Annotated in this window: 8 protein-coding genes; 4 read left to right on the top strand and 4 right to left on the bottom strand. The window is 63.0% G+C overall.

The features are described 5' to 3' along the window. Window positions 1–106: 106 nt before the first annotated feature. The gene (locus AC0J6G_RS11450; protein ID WP_475247817.1) at window positions 107–640 is read right to left on the bottom strand and encodes a hypothetical protein; all 534 of its coding nucleotides are present in this window, start codon (window positions 638–640) and stop codon (window positions 107–109) included. Between the two features lie 222 nt (window positions 641–862). Between AC0J6G_RS11450 and AC0J6G_RS11445 the strand changes: the two genes are divergently transcribed. Continuing rightward, window positions 863–1,600 (top strand): Crp/Fnr family transcriptional regulator, encoded by a 738-nt coding sequence (locus AC0J6G_RS11445; protein ID WP_475247815.1) that lies wholly within the window; start codon window positions 863–865, stop codon window positions 1,598–1,600. A gap of 132 nt (window positions 1,601–1,732) precedes the next feature. Further along, a complete protein-coding gene (locus AC0J6G_RS11440) occupies window positions 1,733–2,437 on the top strand; it encodes a Crp/Fnr family transcriptional regulator (protein WP_475247814.1) in 705 nt (234 codons plus the stop codon). Window positions 2,438–2,496: 59 nt separating this feature from the next. Here AC0J6G_RS11440 and AC0J6G_RS11435 read toward each other — a convergent pair whose 3' ends face one another. Both AC0J6G_RS11435 and AC0J6G_RS11430 read right to left on the bottom strand, forming a co-directional pair. After that, window positions 2,497–4,617, bottom strand: a complete 2,121-nt coding sequence (locus tag AC0J6G_RS11435; protein WP_475247812.1) for a putative bifunctional diguanylate cyclase/phosphodiesterase — start codon at window positions 4,615–4,617, stop codon at window positions 2,497–2,499. A 97-nt stretch (window positions 4,618–4,714) separates the two neighbouring features. Beyond that, window positions 4,715–5,005, bottom strand: a complete 291-nt coding sequence (locus tag AC0J6G_RS11430) for a hypothetical protein (protein ID WP_475247811.1) — start codon at window positions 5,003–5,005, stop codon at window positions 4,715–4,717. 334 nt (window positions 5,006–5,339) lie between these two features. Between AC0J6G_RS11430 and pgm the strand changes: the two genes are divergently transcribed. Further along, complete coding sequence (pgm, locus tag AC0J6G_RS11425) at window positions 5,340–6,992, top strand: phosphoglucomutase (alpha-D-glucose-1,6-bisphosphate-dependent) (RefSeq protein WP_475247809.1); 1,653 nt, start codon at window positions 5,340–5,342, stop codon at window positions 6,990–6,992. A gap of 127 nt (window positions 6,993–7,119) precedes the next feature. Beyond that, window positions 7,120–7,278, top strand: coding sequence for a DUF3309 family protein (locus tag AC0J6G_RS11420; protein ID WP_475247807.1), 159 nt, complete (start codon window positions 7,120–7,122; stop codon window positions 7,276–7,278). Window positions 7,279–7,429: 151 nt separating this feature from the next. Here the strand turns inward: AC0J6G_RS11420 and AC0J6G_RS11415 are convergent, their stop codons facing one another. After that, the gene (locus tag AC0J6G_RS11415) at window positions 7,430–15,940 is read right to left on the bottom strand and encodes a GH36-type glycosyl hydrolase domain-containing protein (protein WP_475247805.1); all 8,511 of its coding nucleotides are present in this window, start codon (window positions 15,938–15,940) and stop codon (window positions 7,430–7,432) included. Window positions 15,941–16,076: the final 136 nt, after the last annotated feature.

The following is a 16,076-nucleotide window of genomic DNA, read 5'->3' as shown; positions in this document are numbered from 1 at the left end:
TGTTTACGAGCTCGCGAGCTAGAGCCAGGCAAGGCGCTACGTTAGTAACAGCCTCAGGCTGTTTTTAACGCAGGCTGGCCGACGCGCAGCAGGTCGTATGCCCGTTTTATTCGGCTTCTTGCGCGGCCTTTAGCGCCTCATAAGCCGGCGCGGCGTAGATGCCGACTTCCACCGCCAGCTCCATCACCCGCGCCAAGTCAGTGCTGTACACCAGCACGGCTTGCAGCGCGTCATCCAGCGGTTCGCTGAAGTCCAGCAAGACATAACCTTGAGTGTCCGGGCTGAGGCTGGCGAGTTGTACCTGAATGCGATTCAGCGCTTTCAGCGGCTCGACCTTGGCCAGCTGCTTGGCTTTGAGCACAAAGCTCACTTCCGGGCCGAAGGATTCGGTGATCTGCTGGAACAGCGCGTCATAACTGTCCGCCTGGAACAGTACGGTCTCCGGCAGGCTGCCAATCACCATCCACTCGCCCAGTGGGATCGGGAAACTGTCGTCGTAATTGATATCCGGGTTGGCGGCGAGGAACGCCTGCGGGTCGGCGTAGGCCTGGGCGGCCTCATCGGCGATGCGCGCAACCTCTTCCGGCAGCATGCAGCCCGCGCTTATTTTGCTGATGAGTTCTTCGAGCTGGGCTTTCATACGGGACATCCTGCACTAGAAATTAGGCGGGCAAGGATAGCGGTAAACCGTCGCCGAAGCTGCATCTAGCGCCGCTGGTCTGTTGTGTGGGCGGCACCGCGACTTAAGTCGTATGTACGGTAACGTACAGATAAAAATCCAGATAAGAATACTCTAAGGTGTGGAGTCCAGGCTCTGTTGTGACTGCAAAACCCGTCCACAGCACCTAGACCGGAGACAGTGATGTCCGTAATCCCCGCTGCGCAGCAAAATCAATTGCTTGCCGCTTTACCCAAGGACGCGCTGGAGCGTCTGTTGCCGGACCTTGAGTTAGTGTCCTTGCCGCTTGGCATGGTGCTTTACGAGTCAGGCGACACCATGCGGCATGTGTATTTCCCCACCGACTCGATCGTGTCCCTGTTGTATGTCATGGAAAGCGGCGCCTCGGCGGAGATTTCCGTGGTGGGCAATGACGGGATGATCGGCGTAGCGCTGTTTATGGGCGGTGAAAGCACCACCAGCCGGGCGATTGTGCAAAGCGCCGGCAGTGCCTACCGGCTACTCGGCAAGCGCTTTATGGCGGAGTTCAACCGTCACAGCGAGATGCTGTATTTGATGCTGCGTTACAGCCAGGCCTTGATCACTCAAATGGCGCAAACGGCGGTTTGTAACCGCCATCATTCGATTGATCAGCAGCTGTGCCGCTGGATGCTGCTTTCGCTGGACCGCCTGTCCGGCTTAAAGATAGCCATGACGCAAGAGCTGATCGCCAATATGCTCGGCGTGCGTCGTGAGGGCGTGACCGAGGCCGCCGGTAAGCTGCACCGCCTGGGCGTGATTGATTACACCCGCGGCCTGATCACCGTGCTTGACCGCGACAAGCTGGAACGCTTGAGCTGTGAATGCTACGCCGTGGTCAAGCGTGAGACCGATCGATTGATGCCGTGTAAAGCTGGGCATCTTGCGGTTGCCATGCATTAACCGGCTATGCCCCAGCCTTGCGTGCCGCAGCGTACAGAGCGTTGCCAGCCACTCAGGCAGACTGCAACGGCGATAGCGTCAAGCACCGTTGTCGTGCCATCTGTTGGCAAGCGCTGTGCTCGGGACAAGTGAATGTCTGTAAAAGCACCGCTGCATATCCTCAGCCGTTTAATTGAAGGGCTGCCCAGTAAGCAACGCAAACAACTGCTGAAGACGTGCGAACCGGTAGAACTGGTATTCGGCAACGTCTTGTATGAGCCCCACCAGCCGATTCGCCATGTGTATTTCCCATTGGGCGGCTTTATCTCGCTGGTCACCACCCTCGATGGCCATCAGCCCCTGGAAATAGGCTTGATTGGTAATGAAGGCATGCTCGGTGCAACCCTCGCACTGGGCGTGGCGCATGCGCCCATGCGCGCGGTGGTGCAGGGTTCGGGCAGCGCCTTGCGCATCAGCAGCACCGTGTTCAAACAGCAGCTGCTCAAAAGCCCGGCGCTGCTACGCACCCTCAAGCGCTACCTGTATGTGGTGATGACGCAGCTGTCACAGAGCGCCGGCTGCCTGCATTTTCATGAGATCGAACCGCGCCTGGCGCGCTGGCTGCTGATGACCCACGACCGCGCCCATGCCGATCATTTTTACCTGACCCATGAGTTTTTGGCGGACATGCTCGGCGTGCGCCGCAGTGGTGTGTCAATTGCCGCGGCGGCGCTGCAAGAGCGCGGCTTGATCAGTTACAGCCGTGGCGAAATCAGCATGCTCGACCGTGCGGGATTGGAGGGCGTGGCCTGCGAGTGCTATGCCACCCTGGTGGCTGATTACCGCGCCCAGTTCTAGCCAGCGGGCGTGGGCGGCGGTGCCCAGGCTTGAACTGGGCGCCGCGTTGCCGGGCTGCGCTAAAGCGCGCTTACCGCGCTCAGCGTGTTGATTGGCGAGCTGATCCCGCTGCGCAGCAGGTTGGCGAAGTGCTCCACGCTGACCGGGTGGCTGAATAAAAAGCCCTGGCCTTCGCTGCAGTGGTTGTTGCGCAGGAAGTCCAGCTGATCGGTCTGCTCGATACCTTCGGCAATGACCCGCTGTTTCAGGCTGTTGCCCATGGCAATCACCGCGCTGACGATAATGCCGTTGCTGTTGTGAATATCCTGGACAAAGGATTGGTCAATTTTCAGCACATCAATGGGGAACTGGCTGAGGTAACTCAAGCTGGAGTAACCGGTGCCAAAGTCGTCGACGGCCAGCTGCACGCCCAGTGTTTTCAGCTGTTGCAGGATGGCGACACTGGCCTGGGCGTCATGCATCAACACGCCTTCGGTAATTTCCAGCTGCAGGTTTTGCGGCTGCAGCCCGGTGAGTGCCAGGGCGGTGGTCACGCTGCTGACAAAGTCTTTATGGCGGAACTCAAGCGCCGAGATGTTTACGGCAATCGAGTCCAGCTGGTAGCCACAGTTCTCCCAACGTTTGGCTTGGGTGCAGGCTTGCAGCAGCACCCAGCGCCCGAGCGGCACGATCAGGCCGCAGGCTTCGGCAACTGGAATAAAGCGTGCCGGCAGGATCATGCCCCAGGTCGGGTGCTGCCAGCGAATCAGCGCTTCGGCGCTGGTGATCCGCCCGCTGTGCAGGTCCAGCTTGGGCTGGTAATAAAGAATAAATTCGCTGTTATCTAGGGCGGTGCGCAGGTGCGCTTCAATCACTTGGCGCTCCACGGCGCGCACATTCATTTCACTGCGGAAAAACTGGAAGTTGTTCCGACCCTCTTCCTTGGCCTGGTACATCGCGGTGTCAGCGTTCTTGATCAGGTCTTGCGCGTTGCCGGCATCATTGGGGTAGGCGCTGATGCCGATGCTGGCGCTGATATGCAGTTGCTGCTGGGCGATATCAAAGGGTGCAGCCAGGGTTTCAAGGATTTTCTCAGCGGTGCGTGCGGCATCTTCGGCTGAGTGGCTTTGGCTCAGTAACACCACAAACTCGTCGCCGCCCAGGCGACTGACCGTATCAGAGCTGCGCACGCACTCAATCAAGCGCAGCGCCACCGCTTGCAACAGCTGATCGCCGATGCCGTGGCCGAGGGAATCATTGATGTGCTTGAAGTTGTCCAGATCAAGAAACAGCAAGGCCAGGTCGCTGCCGTGCCGCTCGGCCAGGGCAATGGCCTGGGTGATGCGGTCATTGAGCAGGGTGCGGTTGGGCAGGTTGGTCAGGCTGTCATGTTGCGCTTGATGGGCCATTTTTTCGGTCATCGCGTGGGCGGCGGTCATGTCGTGGAAGACCATCACCGCGCCTTTGAGGCGGCCTGCTGAATCATGAATCGGCGCGGCGGAGTCCTCGATGGCGGATTCGCTGTTATCGCGGCGAATCAGGATCGTGCCCGCCGCCAGTAACTTGCAGGTGTCGTCACGCAGCACATGGAAGATGGGGTTATGCACCTGCTCACGGGTTTGCGTGTTGACCAGGCGCATGACGTTATCGATGGGCTGCTTCTGTGCTTCTTCAAGTGACCAGCCTGTCATGCGTTCGGCGGCGGCATTCAGGTAATCAACGTTGCCTTCTAGGTCGGTGCCGATCACGGCGTCACTGATGGAGTTGAGGGTGATGGCCAGGCGCGATTTCTCGACAAACAGGGCTTCTTCAACCGCCTTGCGCAGGATGATATTGCGCAGTGCTTGCGGCACCAGCGCACTGCCGAAATGCCCTTTGGACAGGCTGCCCTGGGCGCCCAGAAGGATCGCGTCCTCGGTTTCTTGGTCGAAGTCCAGATGGCTCAGGGTCATGATCGGGATGCTGGGCGCTTGCGCGAACAGCGCGGAAAACGTCGCCAGGCCCTTGCTGTCTGGTAAGGCCAGGTCCACCAGAATGGCGTCTATTGTCGCTCGCTGGGTGGCTTGCAAGCGCTCTAACGCCAGGCTCAGGCGCGTGACCCATTCGATGCTATAGGGACCGTCGTGGGCATTTTCCAACGCATTTTCGAGAACCGACGCATCGTGGGTGTTACTGGTGATGATAAGAATATGATTGGCCATGTCGCCGAGACTTCCTTGCGAACTTTACGCGGGACTGTGCTGCCCTGCGGTTGCCGATAAGGCGTAAACCGCTGGGCGCGTTTACGCCACTTCTGTTTCAGAAGCGCAGCTTGGGTGGCTGCGGCGCATGAATGCTGGGCTGGGGGTGCGATGGGCCGATCCATGGGTTGGGCGGGCTGCTGGCGGGTTGTTGGCGGGTTGCTGCTGCAGGTTGCAGGGCGGTGGTCAGGAGGCCGCTGCGAGTGCTTTCGGCTGCTGGCGGCGGCGGGGTCGCAGTAATGAATACCGCTGGGGCAAATAGCACCTCGGCCTGTGCCCCCGTGCTGAGTAACAACAGTACCAAGACGCTGTGCTGAACGGCTGAACGTGCGTATGCGAACGTGTGCATGTGATCTCCTCCACGATAGTGAACGTTTGCTAGGCGTCTTTCCTTAAACGCACAACGTCCAGCCATCGCGAATGGCTCACGACATGACGTCGACAACTGCAGTATCGGCGTACGCAGTGGTCATCCCAGGTGGACTGGGAGGATCCCCGCGCATCTATAAGGCAGCTTCCCACGCGGCAAGACGAGGGAGGCGCACTAGCAGATTCGGCGATTGTCAACGCCATGTCTGTTCGTTATCGAACATAGCCCCCTACCGATTAAAGCCGGCCCGGTTAGCCCCAGCAGGCTGCTAGACTGGCACTTTTCGCCGTCCCGCGATTATCTGGAGCCCGTTGTGAACCCGCGTATTCACCCTTTGGCCGGTCAGCCGGCACCTCTTGCATCGTTGACCGACATCGCCGCGCTGCTGGCGGCTTATTACGACCTGACGCCGGACCTCACCGTCGCGGCCCAGCGCGTGGCATTCGGCACTTCCGGGCATCGTGGCAGCTCCCTGGCGCAGAGCTTCAACCAGGCGCATGTGCTGGCGATCAGCCAGGCGATCTGTGATTACCGGGCCGCTCAGTGCATTACTGGGCCGCTGTTTATTGGCGCTGACACCCATGCGCTGTCGGCGCCTGCGCTGGACAGCGCGATTGAAGTGCTGGCGGCCAATGGCGTGCAAACCATGATCTCGGCGGGCGGTGAGTTCACCCCGACGCCAGCGATCAGCCAGGCCATTCTGGTGTACAACCGCGGCCGTAGCCGCATGCTGGCCGATGGCATTGTGATCACCCCCTCGCACAACCCACCCGACAGCGGCGGCTTTAAATACAACCCCAGCAATGGCGGCCCGGCTGACAGCGACATCACCACCTGGGTGCAGAACCGCGCCAACGCGCTGCTCGAAGGCGGCCTGCGTGAGGTCAAGCGCATGCCCCTGGCGCAGGCGCGGCAGGCGGCCAATGTGCAGGAATACGATTACCTCGCCAGCTATGTGAATGACCTGGGCAACGTCATCGACTTCGCGCCGATCCGCGCGGCTGGCCTGCGCCTGGGCGTCGATCCGCTGGGCGGCGCAGGGGTGCATTACTGGGGCCGCATTGCCGAGCAGTACGGCCTTAATCTGCAGGTGGTGAGCGAGATTGTTGATCCGCAGTTCGCCTTTATGAGCCTGGATTGGGACGGACAGATCCGCATGGACCCATCCTCCAGTCATGCCATGCAGCGTCTGATTGGCCTGAAAAACGGCTACGACATCGCCTTTGCCTGCGACACCGACTACGACCGCCACGGCATCGTCGCGCCCAGCGTTGGCTTGCTGCCGGCCAATCATTTTCTCAGCGTGGCTATCGATTACCTGTTCCAGCACCGCCCGCAGTGGAGCGCCACGGCCGCCGTGGGCAAAACCTTGGTCAGCAGCGCGATGATCGACCGTGTTGCTTCACGTTTGGGCCGGCCGCTGCAGGAAGTGCCGGTGGGCTTCAAATGGTTTGCCGGCGGTCTGTTCGATGGCTCCCTCGGTTTTGGCGGTGAAGAAAGCGCCGGCGCGACCTTCCTGCGCCGCGATGGCCAGGTGTGGACCACCGACAAGGACGGCATCGCCCTGGCGCTGTTGGCCGCCGAGATGACCGCCGTGACCGGCCGCGAGCCCGGCGAGTTGTACCAGGGCTTGAGTGATGAGTTCGGTGCGATTTATGCCGACCGCGTTGATGCGCCGGCCAGCCCTGCGCAGAAAAAAGCCCTGAGCCAGCTCTCGCCCGTGCAGATCAGCAACCGCGAGTTGGCGGGCGACGCCATCACCCAGGTGCTCGACAAAGCGCCGGGCAACGGTGCGGCGATTGGCGGCATCAAGGTGATCAGCGAGGGCGGCTGGTTCGCCGCGCGGCCATCGGGCACCGAAGACATCTACAAAATCTACGCCGAGAGCTTTCGCGACGAAGCGCACCTGCAGCGCATTTTCAGTGAAGCGCAGCAGCTTGTGGATGGGGCTTTGGCGGCGCAGTAGGGTTGAACCCGTCGGTTCGATAGCGCACAGACGCTGTCTGTAATGGCGTACAGGATGGTTGAGCGCTTGGGTGCCATTCGGCACCTGCTTTGCGGCGCACAGCAGTGACTCATCCAAGGAGAACGCCATGAGCCTGGGTACTATTTTATTAATCGTGTTGGTGCTGTTACTGATCGGCGCCATACCGGCCTGGCCCCATAGCCGAAGCTGGGGCTACGGGCCTACGGGCGGGTTGGGTGTGGTGGTGATCGTGCTGATCGTGTTACTGCTGCTGGGGCGAATCTGACCCGCTACTGGACGCGCGTTACCGGTTAAACGCTTTATGCACGCAGCGAAGCCCAACAGGCACTGACATGCCGTGTTGGGCTTTGTCGTTTTAGCTCAGAGCATCAGCGGCCCTGGGCGCCCCAGCCGACTTATCGCCGGCTGGGGCGGGGTTACAGCTCCAGGCGTAAGCGATGGGCGCTGCCATCCAGCGGCACCTTTATCAGGCCTTGGCTGCAATCAAGCGGGTGCTCGTCCAGCCAGGCCTGACGAATGCCCTGGCTGCGCCCCGCCGGGTTGCTCAGTTGAATCTGATAATGGCTGTCGCCCAGCTGTATTTGTGCGCTGAAGCCCGGCCAGTCGGCTGGGATGCACGGGTTAACCAGCAGCCATTGCCCCTCACGGCTAATGCCGAGAATCCCCTCAACGCCGGCGCGGTGCATCCAGCCGGCCGCTCCGGTGTACCAGGTCCAGCCGCCACGGCCGACATGCGGCGCGACGGCGTACACGTCGGCGGCCAGCACATAGGGTTCGACCTTATAGCGCTGGCACGCCTCAGGGCTGTTGCCGTGGTTGATCGGATTGACCCGATCAAACAGGGCGAAGGCCTCGTTCCCGGCACCCAGCCGGCAGTACGCCAGAATCGCCCACATGGCGGCATGGCTGTATTGCCCGCCGTTCTCGCGCAGGCCAGGTGGGTAACCCTTGATATAGCCGGGTTCCAGCGGCGTTTGGTCAAACGGCGGGGTAAACAGCAGGGCGATGTTGTCTTCCTCACGAACCAGCTGGCGCTGCAATTCGCCCATGGCCATGTTGGCGCGCAGCGGGTCGGCCCCACCCGAGAGCACCGCCCAGGACTGAGCAATCGAGTCGATCCGGCATTCGCTGTTTGCCGCCGAGCCGAGCCAGGTGCCGTCATCAAAGGTCGCGCGGCGGTACCACTGGCCATCCCAGGCATGCGTGTGCAGCGCCGCTTGGAGTGAGACCGCATGGGCCTGCCAGCGCGCTGCGCGGGCGTTGTCATGCTTTGCGGCATAGGGCGCGAACAGCGCGATGGTGCGCAGCAATAACCAGCCCAGCCACACGCTTTCACCTTTGCCGTGTTCACCCACGCGGTTCATGCCGTCGTTCCAGTCACCGCCGCCCATCAGCGGCAGGCCCAGCTCGCCGGTCAGTTGCAGGCATTGATCCAGGCCTCGGGCGCAGTGCTCGAACAGTGAGGCGGGCGCATCGGCCTGCATCGGCTGGAAGAACGCATCGTGCTCGCCAGCGGCGAGCAGAGGGCCCTCCAGAAAGTCCAACTGCTCATCGAGAATTGCTGCATCGCCGCTGCACTGGATGTATTGCGCGGTGGCGTAGGCCAGCCACACCCGGTCATCGGAGATGCGCGTGCGCACGCCCTGGCCGGAATGCGGCAGCCACCAGTGCTGCACATCGCCTTCAACAAACTGGCGGCTGGCGGCGCGCAGTATGTGCGCGCGGGTCATTGCCGGGCTGGCGAAGGTCAGCGCCATGCCGTCCTGCAATTGGTCGCGAAAACCATAGGCGCCGCTGGCCTGGTAGAAGGCAGAACGCGCCCAGATACGGCACGCCAGGGTTTGGTAGAGCAGCCAGCCATTAAGCATGATGTCCATGGCGCGGCTTGGCGTGTGCACCTGTACGGCGCCAAGCAGCTGTTGCCAGTGCGCTTGCACCTCAGCCAATACGGCGTCCAGGTCGGCCTGGCGATAGCGTTCAATTAACGCACTGGCGTCTTGTTCACTGGCGCATTGGCCGAGCAGCCAGAGCACTTCAGTGCTTTCACCGGGCTGCAGTTCCAGTTGGCATTGCAGCACGGCGCAGGGGTCGAGCCCGGCGCCCAGGCGCCCACTCAGGTTGACCTGTCGCCCCAGCGCCGCGGGCTGCGCCAGGTTGCCGTTGCGCCCGATAAATTCACAGCGGTCGGCCGTCCAGCTGCTTTGCCGGCCACCCAGGTCACTGAATGCGCTACGCCCGGCAAAGGCGATGCTCCAGGGGTTGCGCGCCAGCAGGGCACCGGTGGCGCTGTCCTGGTGGCTGATGATAAACGGCGCGCTGGCCGCCCGGGTTGTGCCCAACACCCACTCGGCATAGGCGCTGACGCTCAGCCGGCGCGGGCGGTCGGAGAGGTTGCGCAGGGTCAGCCGGGAAATTTTGATCGGGTCGTGCAGCGGCACGTACTGCAACAACTCCATTGCGATGCCATCCGCCTGGTGGCTGAAGCTGCTGTAACCAAAACCATGGCGCGCCTCATAGTGACCGCTGTCGCGCAGCGGTTGGGCGGTGGGGCTGAACAGCGCCAGGCTGTCTTCGTCGCGCACATACAGGGCCTCGCCCGGCGGGTCGCTGACTGGGTCGTTGGACCACGGCGTGAGCTGGTTCTCCCGGCTGTTGTCGGCCCAGGTGTAGCCGCTGCCTTCGGCCGAGGCCTGAAAGCCAAACTGCGCGTTGGCAATCACGTTGATCCACGGCGCTGGGGTGTTGCTCCAGCCGTCGAGGTGCACCACGTACTCGCGGCCATCCAGGTCAAACCCGCCCAGGCCGTTGGCGAACTCCAGCGGCGCGGACAGCGGCTGCGCACGCACCACGGCAATGTGTTGGGCGCTGTGACTGCTGGGGCAGGCAGGCACGGGCGGCGGTGTGGGTTCAATCCGCGCCAGCTGTTCGGCCACCGGGCCGCGATGCGCCACCAATACGACGCGGGCGACGGCGTGCAATAGCTCGCGGAAGTGACCACTGAGCAGGTCCGCACGTAAGGCAAACACCGAGCCCTGCGCCAGCTCCATGGCAAAGCGCGGGCGCGACTGGCTGCTGCGCACGGCGGTTTCGATGGCCACCTGTAAGTCCTGCAGGTAAGAGGAGGCGTGCTCGTTAACGATCACCAGGTCCACCGCTAGGCGCTTCATCCGCCAGTACTCGTGGGCGCGCAGCAGTTGCCGCACTTGGCCGATGTCTTCGATGTCGGCGATGCGCAGCAGCACAATCGGTAAATCCCCGGAAATGCCCTGTGACCACAGCCCGGCTTGGCTGCCCAAGCCGCGCAGCAGGCTGCCGGCCGGTGCCCGAAAGCGTGCGTCCGCAAACAAAATGGGAGCCGCCAGGCGCTGAAAGTCGGCGGCTTCGGCGTGGTGCATATCGAGATGGCGCAGCTCCACCTCGGCTTGGGTCCAGGCCAGGGTTTTCGCCCGCTCGAAGGCGCTGCGGTCATGGTGCATGTCGATCATGTCGAGCAGCGCTTCACGGGACGGCGCCACCAGCGTCCAGAACGCCACGCGGGCAATTTTCCCCGGGCCGACCAGCACGCGCTGGCGCAGCGAGAACACCGGGTCGAGCACGGTGCCAACGGTGTTGGACAAGGGCTGGCCTTGGCGAATGACCGCCGCCGCGTGCAGTGCGCAGCTGCGCCCCAGAAAACGCGCGCGATCGGATTCGTACTGCGGCTCGGCGCTCAGCTCACCTTCCACCACGGTGAAGTGCGCGGCCCACAAGGGCGGCTCATTGGCGCTGCGCGGGCGGCGCGTGGCAATCAGCGCGCCAAAAGCAGGCAGGTATTCGGTGACCACAAACAGCTTGGAAAACGCCGGGTGAGCGTTGTCGCTGGCGGCGCTGGCCAGCACCAGTTCGGCGTAAGAGGTCAGCTCGATTTCACGCGCCACACGGCCGCTGTTGGTCAGTGAAACGCGGCGCACTTCGCCGTCATCTTCGCCGGATACCCGTATTTCCAGAACGGTAGTGAGGTTGCCGTCCTGGCGGCTGTAGCTGGCGTAGTCCTCGGCGAACACCACTTCGTTGTAGGGCATGCTGTCGCTGGGCTGCGCGCCGATGGACCAGCGGCTGTCGTTCTGCGTGTCCCAAAAGAAAATGAACGAGCCGAACTGATCACGGCTGCTGTCTTCCTGCCAGCGGGTGATGGCGATGTCGCGCCAGCGGCTGTAACCCGCGCCGCTGGCGGTGAGCATCACGCTGTAACGGCCATTGCTGAGTAAGTGGGTGATGGGTGGGTTGCCGTTGAAGTGGTTAAGCCGGCGATCACTGAGTTGCGCGCTGCTGGCATCTTTAGCGCAGGCGCTGACTTCCTCAGCGCGGGGATGGGCCACGGCAACATTGCGCGGCATGCGTTCCTGCAACAGCAATTCGCAGGCTTTGATCATCGGTTCGCGGTGGAAGCGTTCGCGCATCTGGCCGTCATGCAGGGTGTTGGCAATGGCGATAATGCTCATGCCCTGGTGGTGGGCCATAAAGGTGCGCACGATGGCGAAGGGTTGGTCGTCCGGCAGGCGGGTGGGGGTGAAATCCAGCGCCTCGTAATAGCCATAACGCCCCAGGGCGCCCATCTCGGCCAGGCGTTGGTAGTTGGCCAGCGCGGCCTGCGGATCGACCATGGTGGCTAGCCCGGTGGCGTAGGGTGCTATCACCCGGTTGGCGGACAGCCCGCGCTTGAGGCCCAGGCCCGGTACGCCGAAGTTCGAGTATTGGTAGGTCAGCTCCAGATCGCGCGCGTTGTAGGCCGATTCGGAGATGCCCCAGGGGATGTTCAGCGACTGCCCATACGCCGCCTGACGCTGCACCACCAGGCGGTTGGTTTGCTCCAACAGGCTACCGGCCGGCGCGCGCATCACCAGGGACGGCATCAGGTATTCGAACATCGAGCCGGACCAGGAGATTAGCGCCGAGCCGTTGCCCAGCGGTGTGGCGGTGCGGCCCAGGCGGAACCAGTGACGGGTGCTGACATCGCCTTTGGCAATGGCGAACAGGCTGGCCAGGCGTGCTTCGGAGGCGAGCAGGTCATAGCAGCTGCTGTCGAGGCTGTTGTCGGTCAGGCAAAAGCCAATCGACAGCAGTTTGCGCTCCGGTTCCAGCAGGAATGCAAAATCCATGGCCAGGGCCATGCTGCGCGCTTGCTCGGCAACCGCGCGCAAGTGGTTGTGCAACTCTGCCTGTTGCGCGTCCGTCAGCACCGCATCTTGCTGCAGGTCGGCCATGGCCTGGCTCAGTGCGTGTAGCCAGAACAGCAGGTCGGCGGTGTATTCATCGCCGTCGGGATGGTTGATGCCACTGGCCAGTTGCGCGGCCTTTTCACTCAGGCGCAGCAGGCTGGGCAATAGGCTGGGCAGGGACTGCGCGCCGTCGAGGCCGGCGGCGATGTGTTGGAGCAACTCCTGTAATTGCTGGCCGCGCTCGCTGCTGCCCAGTTGCAGGGCGGCCAGTGCGCTGTCGGCCAGTTGCAGGGTGTCATGCAGACCCAGACGGGCATCGGCGCTGACCGGGGTGGTGAGCCATTCCTCACACGCATTGGCGACCACCAGCAGGTGGCCAGCCAGGTTGCCACTGTCGACTGATGACACATAGGCCGGCGCCAATGGGCGCAGGTCTTGGGTGTCGTACCAGTTAAAGAAATGCCCGCGATGGCGCTGCAGTTGTTCCATCACCGTCAGTGTTGCTTGCAGGCGCGCCAGGCTGCGCTGGGTGCCGGCCCAGCCAAAGTCGCGGGCGGCAATCACGCACAGCAGGTACAGGCCCATGTTGGTGGGCGAGGTGCGGTGGGCGATGACCGGCTTGGGGGCTTCCTGGAAATTATCCGGCGGCAGTTGGTTGTCTGCGTTGCTGACGAAGGTTTCAAAAAAGCGCCAGGTGCGCCGGGCAATCAGACGTAGCTCAGTGGTTTGCGCAGCGTCGACCAGCAAGCGTTTGGCCACGGGCGGCGAGCAGCTGACCAGGCGGGCAATCGCTGGCGCGCTGAGCCAAAGCAGGGCAAAAGGCAGCAGCACCGGCCAACTCGCCGGTGCCCAGGCTAACGCCACGCCGCACAACAGCAGGCCGAGCACTGTGCCGCCGGCCATGCCGCGGTAAAAGCCCAGCAAGGTCAGGCGTGGGCTGATGGCGGTTTGTGCGGCGGTGGTCCATTCCAGCAGGTGGCGGTGGCTGATCAGCAGGCGGAACAGGGTGCGGCTGATGGCATCGAGCATGCGCCAGCTTTGGTCGGCGAGAAACGTCAGGCTCAGCGCGCTTTGCTGCAACGCCAGCAGCAGCTCATCGCGCAGTTTGGCCATGTGGCTGCGCCAGCGAATCCCGCTACGGGCGGGCAGCAGGCCGAAGCACAGCGGCAACAGTGGCGGAATCAGCAGGCTAGCCACCAACAACAGGCTGGCCGTTAGTGCGGCAGGCAGCGGCAGCAGCCAGCTGAGGCCCAGCGCGGCGAGGGTGACCGGGGCCAGCACAGAGCGACGCAGGTTATCGAGCATTTTCCAGCGGCCGGTGCTGGGTAGCCCCTGTTTGCCGCGCAATGGCCCGAGTATCCACGGCAGCAGCTGCCAGTCGCCCCGGGTCCAGCGGTGCTGGCGCTTGCTGGCCACGTCATAACGCGACGGGAATTCCTCGACCACTTCGACATCCGAGGCCAACCCGGCGCGGGCGAAAACCCCTTCGAAGAGGTCATGGCTAAGCATGCTGTTGTCTGGCACCCGCCCGGCCAGCGCGGCTTCGAAGGCATCAATGTCGTAGATACCCTTGCCGGTAAAGGAGCCCTCGCCGAACAGGTCCTGGTACACATCCGAGACGGCGGCAGCGTAGGGGTCCATACCGCCGGGGCTGGAGAAAACTTTTTGATACAGCGAGCCTTCACGTTGCAAAGGCAGTGAGGGGGTGACCCGGGGCTGCAAAATCGCGTAGCCGCCCACCACCCGTTGCAGCTCGGTGTTGAAGCGTGGCCGGTTCAGCGGGTGGGCCATTTTGCCGATCAAGCGCAGGGCTGCGTCACGCGGCAGGCGTGTGTCCGCATCCAGGGTAATCACATAGCGCACATCATTGGGGATGCGCTGGGTCAGCCCCGGCAATGGAACAAAACTGGTGTCAGCGGCGCCGCGCAGTAAACGGTTGAGTTCATGCAGCTTGCCGCGTTTGCGCTCCCAGCCCATCCACACCTTCTCGCTGGTGTTGAACTGGCGCCGCCGGTGCAAGAGTAAAAAGCGGCTGCCGGCCTCGCCGGGGCCATAGCGTTGGTTGAGCTGGCTGATAGCGGCGCTGGCCCGTTGCAGCAGGGCTGTGTCGCCGGGCACATGCTCCTGCGCGGCGTCCAGGCCGTCGGTGAGCAGGGCGAAGGTCAAGTCGCCGCTGTGGCCGGACAAGTGATGCACTTCCAGGCGCTCAATTTGTTCCAGCAGGTCTGCTTCGCTGCCCAGTAGCGTCGGCACCGCAATCAGCGTGCGCAGGTGGCTGGGGACGCCGTCAATCAGCTCCAAACCGGGTAAGCCGACGGCGCCAAAGTTGGCACTGACGGCGCGGTTAACCAGCGCGGTGGCCACTTCGCTGGCCGGCAAAAAGCCCAGCACGCCCAGCGCCAGCAACCAGCCGGCGCTCACCCCCTGGCTCGCCAATAAATAGAGCGCTAGGCCCAGCAATACGCCGGCCACGCTGACGATGGCGCCGACATAGCCGGGCATGCCCAAACGAATATGGCCACGGCTGATGTGCAGGCGTAGCGGTGGGCGAAAGCCGATGTGTTGCTCCAGGGCCAGGCGACCCTCGGCGATCAGGTGGTAGCCGGGGTCGCTGAGGCGTGGGTCGTTGTTACCCGCGTGGCTAACATGCGCCTGTTGCGCGGCCCGCAGCGCCTGCTCGGCTACTTCCAGCTCGGTACAGGCGCTGCCGCGCGCCAGTTGCTCGATGGCGCTGCGGTATTGGTTGCGGGTGGCGAAATCCATCGCTGCGAAGTCGCTGCCTTCAGCCAGGCAGGCATCCACCAGGCTGACGCTTTCAAACAGCAGCGCCCAATCGATGGATGAAATCAGGCGCATGCTGTTGATGATATTGCGCACGGTGAGGTTCGACGCGCCCTGACGTTGCTGCGCGTGCTGCACCACTTCATCGATGCTGCTGCCCTGGGCGCCGAGGCGCTCTTCCAGCCAGCCCAGCGCGGGTGTGGTGAGCGGGTCGTGGTCGCGCAGGCGCTTGGCCAGTTGCGCGGCAAAGGGCTCGCTCAATGGCGTGCGTGCCCGCTCGCTGAGGTCCTTGTCGAGGATGGCGTGGCTCACGCCTTTACCCAGCAGGCGGTTGGCCAGGTTGTCGGCGTCGGCCCGTGCCAGGCGTCCGGCGGTCATCTGGTCGGCCAGGCGGCGCAGGTTTTCGATCAGCACAATGCGCAGGGTGATCGCCACCGCCCACAGTTCGCCAATCGTCAGCGGCTGCACCTGCTGATAGGCGATGAGATAGCGCTGCAGTATCTGTGGGTCAAAATGGCTGTCGGTGTGGGCGATAAACGCCCAGGCCAGGCCCAGCACCCGTGGGTACCCGGCAAAGGGGCCAGTGGCCAATTTGGGCAGTTGCCGGTAATAACCGGGCGGCAGGTCATCGCGGATTTCGCGGATTTGCTCTTCCACCAGGTGGTAATTGTCCAGCAGCCATTCTGCGGCGGGCACCACACCGCGACCGTTGGCCAGTTCGGCGGCGCTGGCACGGTAGGCGGCCAGCAGCACGTTGGCGTTGTCATTCAGGCGACGGTGCAGCGACAGCACCCGCGGCGGTCGGGTGCTGACCGTTTGCGCGGCAGCCAGGGTGGCCGCATGTTGTTCAAGGCGTTCGAGGCCGAACAGTTCTTCGCGCACGGGGGCGTTATCACGCCATGGCGACGGTGCAGCAGGGCGAAGTAGGGCGGTGAAGACTGAGGTCATGGGGCGCGGTTCCAGCCATCATTGGCATGCGCGACGGGTGTAACACCCATCTGAGAGACCGCGACAGCGGACCTACGAAGTCACGACTGGCGTGCCCCTGTTGCTTCGTTGTGCTGGTTTTGCCGGTTGGCCGTTA

Source organism: Pseudomonas sp. TS_SC_3, assembly GCF_056156225.1.
The sequence above is the reverse complement of the archived record's forward strand: the minus strand, read 5'-3'. Positions and strand labels throughout refer to the sequence as shown.